14 protein-coding genes are annotated in these 12,929 nt (G+C 36.0%); 6 read left to right on the top strand and 8 right to left on the bottom strand.

The window, feature by feature from the left end:
- The first annotated feature begins 62 nt into the window (after nucleotides 1–62).
- Genes C8J95_RS10535 through C8J95_RS10520 form a run of 4 tightly spaced genes read left to right on the top strand, consistent with a single transcriptional unit; the run spans nucleotide 63 to nucleotide 4,776 of the window.
- Nucleotides 63–1,664 carry a glycerol-3-phosphate dehydrogenase/oxidase gene (locus C8J95_RS10535; protein WP_107808294.1) on the top strand — a complete coding sequence of 534 codons (1,602 nt, stop codon included), beginning with the start codon at nucleotides 63–65 and terminating at the stop codon, nucleotides 1,662–1,664.
- Nucleotides 1,665–1,674: 10 nt separating this feature from the next.
- The gene (gene glpK / locus C8J95_RS10530; protein WP_107808293.1) at nucleotides 1,675–3,171 is read left to right on the top strand and encodes a glycerol kinase GlpK; all 1,497 of its coding nucleotides are present in this window, start codon (nucleotides 1,675–1,677) and stop codon (nucleotides 3,169–3,171) included.
- Nucleotides 3,172–3,195: 24 nt separating this feature from the next.
- Nucleotides 3,196–3,927 (top strand): MIP/aquaporin family protein, encoded by a 732-nt coding sequence (locus C8J95_RS10525; protein ID WP_107808292.1) that lies wholly within the window; start codon nucleotides 3,196–3,198, stop codon nucleotides 3,925–3,927.
- Between the two features lie 36 nt (nucleotides 3,928–3,963).
- Nucleotides 3,964–4,776 (top strand): hypothetical protein, encoded by an 813-nt coding sequence (locus C8J95_RS10520; RefSeq protein ID WP_107808291.1) that lies wholly within the window; start codon nucleotides 3,964–3,966, stop codon nucleotides 4,774–4,776.
- 186 nt (nucleotides 4,777–4,962) lie between these two features.
- Here C8J95_RS10520 and C8J95_RS10515 read toward each other — a convergent pair whose 3' ends face one another.
- Together C8J95_RS10515 and C8J95_RS10510 are read right to left on the bottom strand one after the other, a co-directional pair.
- Complete coding sequence (locus C8J95_RS10515) at nucleotides 4,963–6,144, bottom strand: aminopeptidase C (RefSeq protein WP_107808290.1); 1,182 nt, start codon at nucleotides 6,142–6,144, stop codon at nucleotides 4,963–4,965.
- 211 nt (nucleotides 6,145–6,355) lie between these two features.
- Nucleotides 6,356–7,285 carry a DsbA family protein gene (locus C8J95_RS10510; protein WP_107808289.1) on the bottom strand — a complete coding sequence of 310 codons (930 nt, stop codon included), beginning with the start codon at nucleotides 7,283–7,285 and terminating at the stop codon, nucleotides 6,356–6,358.
- Nucleotides 7,286–7,370: 85 nt separating this feature from the next.
- Between C8J95_RS10510 and C8J95_RS10505 the strand changes: the two genes are divergently transcribed.
- Complete coding sequence (locus C8J95_RS10505) at nucleotides 7,371–7,682, top strand: helix-turn-helix domain-containing protein (RefSeq protein WP_078402118.1); 312 nt, start codon at nucleotides 7,371–7,373, stop codon at nucleotides 7,680–7,682.
- Nucleotides 7,683–7,698: 16 nt separating this feature from the next.
- Here the strand turns inward: C8J95_RS10505 and C8J95_RS10500 are convergent, their stop codons facing one another.
- The 6 genes from C8J95_RS10500 to C8J95_RS10475 all read right to left on the bottom strand — a co-directional run bounded on the left by C8J95_RS10500 (nucleotide 7,699) and on the right by C8J95_RS10475 (nucleotide 12,277).
- The gene (locus tag C8J95_RS10500; protein ID WP_107808288.1) at nucleotides 7,699–8,550 is read right to left on the bottom strand and encodes a diacylglycerol kinase family protein; all 852 of its coding nucleotides are present in this window, start codon (nucleotides 8,548–8,550) and stop codon (nucleotides 7,699–7,701) included.
- A gap of 60 nt (nucleotides 8,551–8,610) precedes the next feature.
- A complete protein-coding gene (locus tag C8J95_RS10495) occupies nucleotides 8,611–9,054 on the bottom strand; it encodes a DUF6526 family protein (protein WP_107808287.1) in 444 nt (147 codons plus the stop codon).
- Nucleotides 9,055–9,061: 7 nt separating this feature from the next.
- A complete protein-coding gene (locus tag C8J95_RS10490; RefSeq protein WP_107808286.1) occupies nucleotides 9,062–9,880 on the bottom strand; it encodes an RsiV family protein in 819 nt (272 codons plus the stop codon).
- Between the two features lie 76 nt (nucleotides 9,881–9,956).
- Nucleotides 9,957–10,397, bottom strand: a complete 441-nt coding sequence (locus C8J95_RS10485) for a DUF5684 domain-containing protein (protein ID WP_107808285.1) — start codon at nucleotides 10,395–10,397, stop codon at nucleotides 9,957–9,959.
- Nucleotides 10,398–10,519: 122 nt separating this feature from the next.
- Complete coding sequence (gene hisS, locus C8J95_RS10480) at nucleotides 10,520–11,869, bottom strand: histidine--tRNA ligase (RefSeq protein WP_107808284.1); 1,350 nt, start codon at nucleotides 11,867–11,869, stop codon at nucleotides 10,520–10,522.
- An 84-nt stretch (nucleotides 11,870–11,953) separates the two neighbouring features.
- Entirely contained in the window at nucleotides 11,954–12,277 is a 324-nt protein-coding gene (locus C8J95_RS10475) for a single-stranded DNA-binding protein (protein WP_034870345.1), read from the bottom strand.
- A gap of 251 nt (nucleotides 12,278–12,528) precedes the next feature.
- Between C8J95_RS10475 and C8J95_RS10470 the strand changes: the two genes are divergently transcribed.
- Nucleotides 12,529–12,873 (top strand): hypothetical protein, encoded by a 345-nt coding sequence (locus C8J95_RS10470; RefSeq protein ID WP_107808283.1) that lies wholly within the window; start codon nucleotides 12,529–12,531, stop codon nucleotides 12,871–12,873.
- The last annotated feature ends 56 nt before the right edge of the window (nucleotides 12,874–12,929 follow it).

Below are 12,929 nucleotides of genomic sequence, written 5' to 3'. Positions count from 1 at the left end.
CTAAATGTTTTTGGTTTCGAAAAATTTCATATTTTTACAAAAAGCAAATAAAACGAAACAAAATGAAACGAAAAGAAGAGCTTACAAAAGTTTCACAAGATCAGGAATGGGACTTTATAATTATCGGAGGTGGCGCCAGCGGGCTAGGATCTGCTCTGGATGCTACAACGAGAGGTTTCAGAACTTTGTTACTGGAATCCCATGATTTTGCAAAAGCTACTTCGAGCCGGAGTACCAAACTTGTGCATGGTGGTGTGAGATACCTGGCACAGGGAAACATAGACCTTGTGAAGGAAGCCCTGTATGAAAGAGGACTTCTGGCGAAAAATGCCGCTCACCTTGTTAAAAATCAGTCTTTTATTATTCCTAATTATAACTGGTGGGGCGGTATATATTATAAAATAGGATTATCTGTTTACGATTTTCTGGCAGGGAAACTTAGCCTGGGTAAAACCAGATATATCAATAAAGCACAAACCGTAGAAAAACTTCCGACTATAGAACAAAAGGGTCTTGCCAGCGGAGTTGTATATCAGGATGGACAGTTTGACGATTCCCGTCTTGCCATTAACCTTGCCCAGACTATCGTAGAAAAAGGCGGTACTGTAATTAATTATACGAAGGTTGTAGGTCTTCTGAAAAACGAAAGTAATAAAATTACAGGAGTAATAGTTGAAGATCAGTTCACTAAAGAACGTTACGAAATAAAAGCGAAAGCTGTAGTTAATGCAACAGGAGTTTTCACCAACGATATCCTGAACATGAGTAATCCTAAACACGGAAAATTTGTTGTTCCTAGCCAGGGAATCCATTTCGTATTAGATAAATCATTCCTGAAAAGTAATGATGCTATTATGATCCCTAAAACATCTGACGGACGTGTTCTTTTCGTTGTTCCATGGCATGAGAGAGCCTTAATCGGGACTACAGACACATTAGTGGACGAACCGAGTTTCGAACCGAAAGCTCTGGAATCCGAAATTGATTTCGTTTTGAAAACTGCACGACAATATCTGTCTAAAAAACCAACCAAAGAAGATGTACTTTCTGTATTTGCAGGTCTACGTCCTCTAGCAGCACCAAAAGATGGAGGTAAAAGTACAAAAGAAGTATCCCGAAGTCATAAAGTTATTGTAGCCGAAACCGGACTTGTAACCATTACCGGCGGAAAATGGACTACTTACCGACAAATGGCGGAAGATACTATAGATAAAGCAATAGAAGTTCACAATCTGAAAAAAGTTCCTTCTAAAACTAAAGATCTTTCTATCCACGGAAATATCCCGGCAAAAGATGTTGACAGAAGTAATCACTTGTACATTTATGGTTCGGATATCCCGGCTATAAAAGCATTGCAACAGGAAAAGCCTGAATATGCCGAGAGAATACATCCGAACAATGAATTTACAATTGCCGAAGTTGTATGGGCAATCCGAAATGAAATGGCTGAAACTATAGAGGATGTGCTGGCCAGAAGAGTCCGTCTTCTTTTCTTAGATGCCAGAGCAGCCATAGATTCAGCACGAAAAGTAGCAGAAATTTTTGCTCAGGAACTCGGCTGGGATGCTGAAAAAGTAGAAAACGAAACTGAAAGTTTCATTTCACTCGCTAAAGAATATCTTCTTGTACCCTATAACACCAACGAAATGAAAAACTCTAAATAAGTACACTATGATGAACGAAAAACTAATTTTAGCACTAGACCAAGGAACAACCTCATCACGGGCAATCCTTTTTAACAAAAGCGGAGAAATAAAATTCGTATCGCAAAAAAGTTTTGAGCAGATATTCCCCACTCCGGGATGGGTAGAACACGACCCAAACGAAATCTGGTCTTCTCAGATTTCTGTAGCTGCAGAAGTTATAGCTAAAGCCGGAATATCAGGACTGGAAGTCGCTGCTATCGGTATTACCAATCAAAGAGAGACAACTGTAGTATGGGACAGACATACCAGTGAACCTATTTATAATGCTATTGTATGGCAGGACAGAAGAACATCCAGATATTGCGACGAATTAAAATCCCAGGGACACACTGATGAGATTAAACAAAAAACAGGACTTGTTCTGGATGCTTACTTTTCTGCCACAAAGCTAAAATGGATATTGGATAATGTTGAAGGCGCAAGAGAAAAAGCAGAAGCCGGAGATCTATGTTTCGGTACTGTTGATACCTGGCTAACATGGAAACTGACAAGAGGAAAGATGTTTATTACAGATGTTTCCAATGCCAGCAGAACTATGATGTTTAATATCCGTACTATGGACTGGGATGATGATTTATTAAAATTATTCAATATTCCCCGTGCAATACTTCCTGAAGTAAAGCAAAGCAGTGAAGTGTATGGTGAAACCTCTACTACCCTTTTCTCAACTAAAATTCCGATTGCAGGTATTGCCGGAGATCAGCAGGCTGCATTATTCGGACAAATGTGTACAAAGCCGGGAATGGTAAAAAACACATATGGTACTGGATGTTTTCTATTGATGAATACTGGCAATGAAGCTGTATATTCTAAAAACAATCTGTTAACTACAGTGGCATGGAAAATTAACGGAGAAGTTAGCTATGCGTTGGAAGGCAGTGTATTTGTAGGAGGTGCTGCAATACAGTGGCTAAGAGACGGATTAAAGATTATCAATGATTCGTCTGAAGTCAATAAACTTGCAGAAACTGTAGAAGATAATGGTGGTGTATATTTCGTACCAGCTCTTACCGGACTTGGTGCTCCTTACTGGGATCAGTATGCTCGCGGAACTATTGTTGGTATAACACGTGGTACAACAGATGGTCATATTGCCAGAGCTACTTTAGAAGGAATCGCTTTTCAGGTTTACGATATTGTAAAAGCTATGGAAGCAGATGCTGGAACTCAAAGTACAGAACTTCGTGTAGACGGAGGAGCATCTGCCAGTAACATGTTAATGCAAATCCAATCAGACCTTTTCGGATTTAAAATTATTCGTCCTAAGACTCTTGAAACTACAGCACTTGGTGCAGCTTATCTGGCTGGTCTGGCAGTAGGCTTCTGGGAAAGTATAGATGAGATCCAGTCTCAATGGATTATAGAAAAAGAGTTTACGCCTAAGGAGGACAAAAGCAAAATCGACAATATGGTCAGCTTCTGGCACAAAGCTGTAAAACGTTCTCAGGCCTGGATAGAAGAATAATTAATAACCGAAAAAGTACACAACATGACACCATTTACAGCAGAAATTATAGGTACAATGCTACTTATTCTTCTTGGGAACGGCGTAGTAGCAAATGTTCTTCTAAAAGATACCAAAGGCAATAATTCAGGATGGATTGTTATTACCACAGCATGGGCATTAGCCGTTTTTGTAGGGGTAACAGTTGCCGGCCCCGTCAGCGGGGCACATCTTAATCCTGCAGTTACAATCGGACTGGCAATAGCCGGAAAATTCCCATGGGAATCAGTTCCTTCTTATATTGCAGCTCAGATGATCGGGGCTATGTCCGGAGCGTTTCTGGTATGGCTATTCCACAAAGATCATTTTGCTATTACCGAAGACGAAGGAGCTAAACTAGCTTGCTTTAGTACAAGTCCGGCAATTGCAAAACCAGTTTCAAATATAATCAGTGAAATTATCGGGACTTTTGTACTTGTTTTCGTTGTCTTCTATATCAGCGATGCTAATATCTCTATCCCGAATACTCCGGATGCCAAAATAGGTCTTGGTACTGTAGGAGCAGTTCCGGTAGCATTCTTAGTATGGGCTATAGGTTTATCTTTAGGAGGTACAACCGGTTATGCCATAAATCCGGCAAGAGATCTGGGACCAAGAATCATGCATGCTATTTTACCTATAAAAGGCAGCAGCCAATGGAGCTACGCATGGATTCCAATTTTAGGACCAGTTATAGGAGCCGTTCTGGCAGCTTTATTTTTCGGAATTTTAAAATAAATTTTGCATCTGACTAATTAACACACACTAAATAAGATGAAAGAAAACTTATTAAGACTTTGTCTGATTTTTTCAGGCATCGTGGGAGTTTCTGCTCAAAACACAGACTCATTAAAAACTGAAGAAAAGGCAGGCAGACTGGATTTTACAGCCAATATACAGAACAATCACCTTTGGCGTGGACTTATTATTACAGATAAACCTGTAGTAATGGGTAACCTCTCCTATGCCCTGGATAAAAATAAAAACTGGAAAATTGGAATCTGGGGAGCATCGGCTCTTGCCAATGACAGTGATGGTACTCATTATAAAGAAATCAATTACTATGTTCAGTATTCCAATAAGAATTTTTATATAGGTCTTTGGGATTTATATAACTCAAGGAATATTAATACGGCTGTTGCAGCAAACGATATTTTCAGTTATTCCAGAAGGAGAACAGCTCACATTATCGACCTGAGAACAAACTATACTTTTGGTCCGAAATTCCCGTTAAATATAGAAGCCGATATCATGCTCTATGGTGGTGCTAATGCAGGAGAAGTTGTTCTGAAACCTGACGGAGAATATGATAAAAACAAGTACTCTACTTATGTTCAGGTGAGCTATCCTGTTATCCAGAGCAAAAAGGTGAGCCTTAATGCTTTTGTAGGAGCAGGATTCGCACTGAATGACAGAAATTTCCTGTATGGCAATGGACAAAGTAGCTTCCAGATTGTAAATGTAGGAATAAGAGCAAGCAAAGATGTGAAGATTACTGAACATTACACCCTTCCGGTTTCTATGATGGCCATGTGGAATCCGGCTCTGAAATATGCCCGTATACAGCTGGCAGCAACGGTATTCTAGAAAAATATCTTTTTTCAGTTTTGATACACAACAAAAGAAGAAAGTCTACGTTTTAAGTAGTACAAAATATAAAACAGCATCAATTAGATAAACCTTACAGTTTTTAAAATTCTATGGGTTTTATTAAAAAATGCCGGAAGACAAAACTTCCGGCATTTTCTTTATTCTGTAACAACTTACGGATGATTATAATCCGATGTTTGTATTGGGTTTCAATTTATTCAGAATATCCTTTGGTATTGCATTCTTGTGCACAAGAATACCTGTAGACTTATACTGTACATATGGTCTTGTTACATATAAATATCCTTGATAATCGTTAGTCACGCCCCATGAATTTTTCACCATGTAATATTCTTTACCTGTCTGGTCTTTAGCAAGTCCTACAATCTGCATACCGTGGTCATCAGTTGTTGTAAGATTATTAAGTGCTTCCTGACGCATATCTTCAGTAATTTTTTTATCAGGTCTTGGGCCTTTAAAAAGATTAGCTTTTGTTTGAGCGTCGATATTATTCAGGTCAACATCCGGAACGTAAGCCACACCGTTTTTATAAGAAAAATATGGTTCGGAAACATCTGTTGCCCAACCTACTGTATAACCTTTGTCTACAGCATTGTCAACAATCTTAGTCAGATCATCCATCGGAATATTCCACATACTATCATGGCTCCAGTTGTCCGGGATTGGAGCAACAAAACGCTGATAATAAGGATAATCTTTGTAAGAAGTAAGCTCTACATAATCGTCAGGATTAATTCCTACTACATCCTTAGCAAAAGTCTGTGGCGTATAACGCTTTCCTTTGTAAGTAAACTCTTTTGGGTATTCTCCAAGGTAGCTGTCTAGTACATTATCTACATTTGTTAGCCAATTTGCAGAAAGTTTACCCTGAGGATTTTTTACATAAGCATCAAGCATAGACTTGATAACACTTTGCATTTCCCCAAAATTATTTTTGGTTTGTCCTGCCTGAAGTCCTGAATAAACTTCCTGAGGAACAGCACCATACTTTTTGTACATATTAATTACATCATGTAATTCACCGCCATCTCCCCAAGAAATAGCACCACCAAACAATACATATTGCTTAGCTTTATCATGATAAGCATTACGGGCTGTAAAGATTTCAGCTAAATCTACAGCTGGTTTTCCCATTCTTATCATTTCAGACTCAAGGAAAGAGTTTCCGGAGTAGCTCCAACAGGTTCCTGAGGATCCCTGGTTTTTAATAGAAGTATTCCCTAACTCCTTAACTACTGTAAATTTAAAATCCGGATTTTCAGATTGATTGTTTTTTAGGCTGTTTACCAAATTGTCTTGAGCAAAAGCCATGCTTCCTACTGTAAGCATGGTAAGCAAAAACATGTTTCTCTTCTTCATTATAAAATTAGAATTAAATTGATTAAAGTCTCAATATGACTAAAGAGTCCAAATTTAGTTCAAATTGTTACAATAATTTTATAGAATTTTTCGATTTAAAGGCCGTTTATGATATACTGCAACTATATTGCATTTAGTAAATTTCCACATCTGAATTCCAAATAACTGAAAACTAAATAATTAAATCCATTCTTGTTTATATTTTATCTGAAGATTTTCTAATCCACAAAGAGCCATTTTTAGTCATTAATTTTTCCAAAATGCCTTTATCAGTAAGCTCATTCAGATATTCCTCGCTCTCATTACGGGATATTCCGGACAATTCAGAAAATTCTCTGGCAGTTAACGAATTGTATTTGGAGAAAAGAGCTTCATGGTTTTTATTATATTGTTCTTTAGCAATAGCAGAATTAAGTTTTAGGATTGCTGTTTCAAAAAATGAATATGGTTTAGTACCATAGATCATTTCCCTCTCTCCCAATTTATTCTGTATAAATATGGTCGGAAACCCTCTAACACCATAATCTCTTGCCAGCTGTAAATCTGCTTCAAAAAGTTTTTGACCAACTCCTTCAAAATCCGTTTTTAGCTTTACAATATCCAATCCAGCTTCTTCGGCTGCTATGGCAATAAATTCCCATTTGGCAATATTCTTTTTCTTCAGGAAAACCAGCTCTCTTAGAATTCTTAAAAAAGCGATAGCTTTATCTTTATTCTGTATCTCTGCTACTTTAAAAGCAATAGAAGGCGGATAAGATGAACTCAGAGGATCTTCCAGCCACACATCTCCATCAATAGGCATATCATAATACAGGCTAACTTCATCCCAATGATGTGCTACATCCGAAGGTTTACTAATACCTCCACTGTCATAGCTCCAATTAGGTAACAGTCCACCCATATGGTATTCTATATCCAAAATACTTCCATATTCCAGTTTTAGTTTTCTCAGCTGTGGTTCGATCCCCCAACAGGAAGAACAAATAGGATCCGTAAAATAAATAAGCTGAAGAGGCTTATCCTTGGTATATATTCCTTTATAATCAGTATCAATTTCCGTTACTGGAAGTTCACATATTCCGGTATCAGGGTTACATAAAAGCGGATTATTTTTATTTTCTGTCATATCATGAAATTTAATTTATTTATTTTTGATTTCTGTTATACAAAATTGTAGCAGTTAATCTTAAATAGCAATAAGTCAAAAAAATATGACTACTAATAGTAACAATAAAAATCATGAATGTTGTCCTGCAGAAGAACTTTTGAAGCTATTATCAGGAAAATGGAAGCCACAGATTTTTCGGCTGGCAATAGAAGGACCACTAAGGTTTAGTAGTTTACTGAGACAAATTGAAGGATCTAATAAACAAAGTATTGCCACAGCACTAAAGGAATTAGAAGCTGAAGGGCTGTTGATTAAAAATACTATTAAATTAAAACCTCTGCATATAGAATACACACTATCTGAAAGAGGAAAACAAATGCTTCCTGTCTTTCAACAACTAGAAAATCTGAGATAATCTTGTAGCTAATCGATTAATCGACTAATATATTAAGGCTATGAGGTAAAACTTTTATTTCTATCGGAGAATCAATTTCTACTCCTTCTCCGTCCAAATGCCAGGCTTTAGAATTTCTGACACTAAATTTCAGGTCAGATACCGGAAAGTAAGTCAGGTATTCGTTTTCTTTCAGGTTTTTTGTAAACATTCTGAATGCAAATGCTAAAGAATGCCATAACGGGAATTTTTTAACCAATACTATATCTACAAGGCCATCACTATAATCAGCATGAGGAGCGATATAAGCATTATTCCCAAACTGACGTGTATTGGCTACATTCAACATCAGGTAATTTCCGTTATACTGCTTGTATTTATCTTCAAATTCTACCTTAATAGATTTGAAAATAAAAAAGGTCTTTACAGTAACCTTAATGTAATTGGTAAAACCACGACTGGTTTTCTCAAATTTTTTAATAACCTCTCCATCAAATCCAGTTCCCGATACATTAATAGACAAATTACCATTTACGGTAAAAGTGTCAATCTTATGAAACTTCTTCTGCTTAATCTTTTGAAGAAGGGCGTCTATATTTTTGGTGAAATTGGTTTCATTAGAAAAACCATTTCCTGAACCGGCAGGAAAAACAGCCAAAATTTTGTCTGTATTAATTAGTTTTTGGGCAACGGTAGAAATAGTACCATCCCCACCTACAGCCACAAAAACTTCTGTGGAAGCAAAATTCTCATCAATAAACCGATGAGTATCTTCTATCGACTTAGAAATCATAAAATTAGCCTCAGGATATTTTTGCTGAAGCTTTTCTAAAAAATCTTTATAATTTTTTTTTGCCGAAAACGGATTGATGATAAATACTGCGTCCATGATTTTGAAAGGCCAAAGGTACAAAAAAAGACTCCATCTCTGTGAAGTCTTTTAGTTTCTTTAAACTCTTCTGTTATCTGCTTTCCAGTTTTTTATACGTTTCTTAATCTGGTCTGCGTTCAGATCCTCTGAGATAACCTCCTCTACAAGTCCTGAAAATTCATTATCGTTAGCAAATCTTAATGCAAATAATTGAGAATCGCTGAATATATAGCCAATATCATCTATATTTTTTCCGGTTAACCGAAAGTACCTGAACTTCACCTCATCTACAACAATTCTGTTTTGCAATGTCAGTGCATAATGCTGTCTCATCATAAAAGCGACCCATATAATTAGGAAGATTGTTCCCGAAAGTACAAACCACATCCAGAACTCGCCATTATTATTCCCCAATGAATATCCCATATGATAAAGAGATATACCGAACAGAATAAGTCCTACTGGATAAAATATAAAATGATGTGGCAGATAATAACGTTTATGATTCTGGTAATTTTGCATAAAAGGTCTATTTCGTATTAATTTTCATTCTTTTCATAAATTCCGGATTAATGGTTCCTTCCAATTCTTTCCACGAAACAGGAATTGTAATATCTCCGGCGGCAAAAGCTGCTATTTCATAGGGACTATAATGGAAATACAGATTTTTATCATCAAAATAGAAGTTATCATTTACTGTTACTTTATCGAATAACAATCCATCTGAAACTTTTACAGCTCCTTCCCCATTCTCTGTTCCTGTAGGTATTTTATCTACATTTTTCATCAGTAGTTTTTCAAGCTTGCTTTTAGGCATCGAGGTAATATCTGACAGTACTAGTTGTCTGTTACTTTTTAAATCAAAAACCTTTTCCATAAAGCCATAGTTATCATGAGCTCCCCCCATATAACTTGCCCATGTATATTCTATAGAAAGATAATTATTGGTAAAGCTTCTCAGACGCATAGAATTATCCTCGTACCATTTATTTCCAAGAACTACACCTCCGGCCAGATAATCCTTTTTGATTTTAGTAAAAAGACCCTCAGCGGCTTTTTTAGCAGCTGCCTCCAAATCCGGTTTGGAATAACTTACAGGCTTTATAAACGGATATAATGAATCCAGAATAGCTTTTTCTTTTATATCCGGAAAAACTAAAATTCTGTCTGAATAAGCAATGGTAAGTGAATCTGTAGCCTTTATAGAATCACTGTAAATAACAGAATCTTGTTTTAGTATAATCAGGCTATATCCTTTTGGTATATCTGTTCCCTGTACTTTTTCCTGTTTCTTACAGGAAAGTACCAGTACAGCAATCATAAATAAAGATGAAACTGCATTTTTCATATTGTAATAAGTTTGGTGTTTAAAGTTAATAAAAAACCGCTGAATCAGCGGTTTCCATTATTTTTACTTTATACTGCTAAGCGGTTTCATCCGGAATTAAAGAAGAGTCAAATGGATCACTACCGAAAGCATGAACAATCATATTAACAAATAGTGAAGTAAATATTGCTATAACTCCCCATATAGTACTATTTTCTCCTTTTCCAAAACCTTTTGCCAGTTTATCCCCAGCAATAAATAAAGCGTATAAATTGACAAACGGAATAAAGAATAAAATAAACCACCAAGTTGGTTTTTTAATAATCTGCACAAGGACAATAAGATTATAAAAAGGTATAAATGCTGCCCACGCATCTTCTCTTCCTGCTTTTTGAAATGTCTTATACCAGCAAAAGCAAACGGCTACATAGACAAGAATATAAAAAATCAGAAAACCGATTCCGAAAATTGCTCCTGCAGCTGCGGAGCCTGAGTTGTCATAGTACGAAGAATCGTACGATTGCAAAATAGTTAACATAGTTTAGATTATTTAGAATTATTAATAAACCAAATATAACCATTTTAAAAATCAGTAAGAATATTTAAAATGAATTTTTCATTAATATTATGCAACAAAAAACCACCTTAAGGTGGTTTTATTTATTTAAGAAATTCGGATTGTTCAATTGTTTCCTGCTCTCCTGATGCCAGATTTTTTATTGTGATTCGGGCATTTTCAATTTCATCTTTACCCAGAAAAACAAGATGTGGAATCTCTTTTTTCTCAGCATATGCAAATTGTTTTTTCAATTTTGCTGCTTCCGGATAGAGTTCTGCAGAAATTCCTTTTTCTCTAAGTTTTGCAATAAGCTTCATCGCTTCTATTGCTTCATCTTCTCCGTAATTAGCAAAAAGATACTCTACTTTTACAGTAGCATTCTCCGGGAACAGACCTAATTCTTCCATTACTAGGTAAGTTCTGTCCAGGCCGAAGGAAATGCCGATTCCTGGTATATTCTTTACTCCAAAAACTTCTGTCAGGTTGTTATAACGACCACCGCCGCCAATAGAACCCATTTCTACTCCTTTCGCTTTTACTTCAAAGATAGCGCCTGTATAATAATCTAATCCTCTGGCTAGGGTGATATTGAATACCAAATCCTGACTGTCTATTCCTAATTCCATAGCTTTAGACAAAACAAATTCCAGTTCCGTAACTCCCTGAATGCCTACTTCCACACCTTCAAACTTTACTTTTAGTTCCTGAAGGTTTTCTAATGCATTATTTTTCTGATGAAAAAGAAAGTCTAGTTTTTCAATAGCTACATCTGAAATACCTTTTTCCTGCATTTCTTTGGTTACACCATCTTTACCGATTTTGTCCAGTTTGTCCAGTGCTACTGTAAAGTCAATTAGCTGCTCTGTTATTCCTGCATATTCCGCAAGACCGGAAAGAATTTTACGGTTATTCATTTGAATAGCTACCGGAACACCAAGCTCTTTAAAAGCTTTGAAATATAACTGCACCAGTTCTACTTCCTGCCAAAGGCTTTCGGAACCTACAACATCAGCATCACACTGGTAGAATTCTCTGAATCTTCCTTTCTGTGGACGATCTGCACGCCATACCGGTTGAATTTGATAACGCTTAAAAGGAAAAGTCAACTGCCCATGATTCATCGCAACGAATCTTGCAAACGGTACTGTAAGGTCGTAACGCAAAGCCTTATCAGAAATTTGTGAAGTTAATTTTTTAGCATCTTTATTCTGCCAATCATTTTCGTTCACTTTCTCCGTATAATTACCTGAACTCAATATTTTGAAAATTAGACGGTCTCCCTCTTCTCCGTATTTACCAGTAAGGGTTGACAAGTTTTCAAAGCTTGGCGTTTCCAAAGGTTGGAAACCAAAAAGCTCAAAATTCTTTTGTAATGTATTAATAATATATTTCCTGCGGGAAACTTCCTGTGCTGTAAAGTCGCGTGTTCCTTTTGCTAGACTAGGCTTCATTCTTTATCTTTTCTCTAAAGCACAAAAATAAGCATAATGTGGCAAATAAATGTAATAGACATCCAACAGGCTGAATATTATTAATTATTTCATCATCAGAAGTTCTTCTACTCTGATTTCGGTAATATAGCGCATATTTCCGTCTTTATCTTCATAGCTTCTGTAGGTCAGCTTTCCCTCTATTGCAATCTCTTTGCCTTTGGTAACATACTTCTCAAATACTTCTGCCAATTTGCCGTAAACAATAAGATTATGCCATTGGGTTTCTTCAATCTTTTCGCCCTGAGTATTGGTATAATAATCATTGGTTGCTAAACTAACGGAAGCTTTAATCCCTTTTTCGAACTGGGTTACTTCTACGTCTTTACCTGTGTGTCCGAATAAAATAACTTTGTTTCTTAGTGACATGTTTGTATGATTTTAAAATTAAACTTAGTTGATTTTCTGTAGCAAAGATGAAAGTTACGCAATGTTTTAAGCGGTAAAAAAATATTTATAGTCATTTGTAATCGTTTAACTAAATCTAAAAATTTATATATCAAAAAGTTACGATTTTTATTTTACATCCTTTTTTATTGTCAAAAATCATAATTATTTAAACTACAAAAGATTAATTAAAATAATAAAATACTATATTTGAAATGATTAAATAAAAAAACATGCAATTCTGTCTGGAATGTGATGAAAAAATATCAGGCCGATCGGATAAAAAATTCTGTTCGGACGGATGTCGGAATGCCTATAACAACAGACAAAATAAAGACAACACCAACCTGATGCGGAACATTAATAACCGGTTAAGAAAAAATTACCGCATCCTGATTAATGCCAATAAAGACGGAAAAACGAAAATTTCCCATCAAAAACTATTATCATTAGGTTTTGACTTTAACTTTATTACTCAAATTATTACCTATAAAAATGGCTCAGAATACCGGTTTATTTACAATCAAGGATACAAAATTCTGGAAGAAGACTGGATTTTACTTGTGAAAAAGGACTAGCTGTTTCTTTCTTTGGTTATATTTTAGGTCTCATCACCAAATATCATTTGCGTCCG

It is taken from the genome of Elizabethkingia sp. YR214, from assembly GCF_003058195.1.
Taxonomy (GTDB): domain Bacteria; phylum Bacteroidota; class Bacteroidia; order Flavobacteriales; family Weeksellaceae; genus Elizabethkingia.
This window is presented reverse-complemented; position numbering and strand designations above follow the sequence as displayed.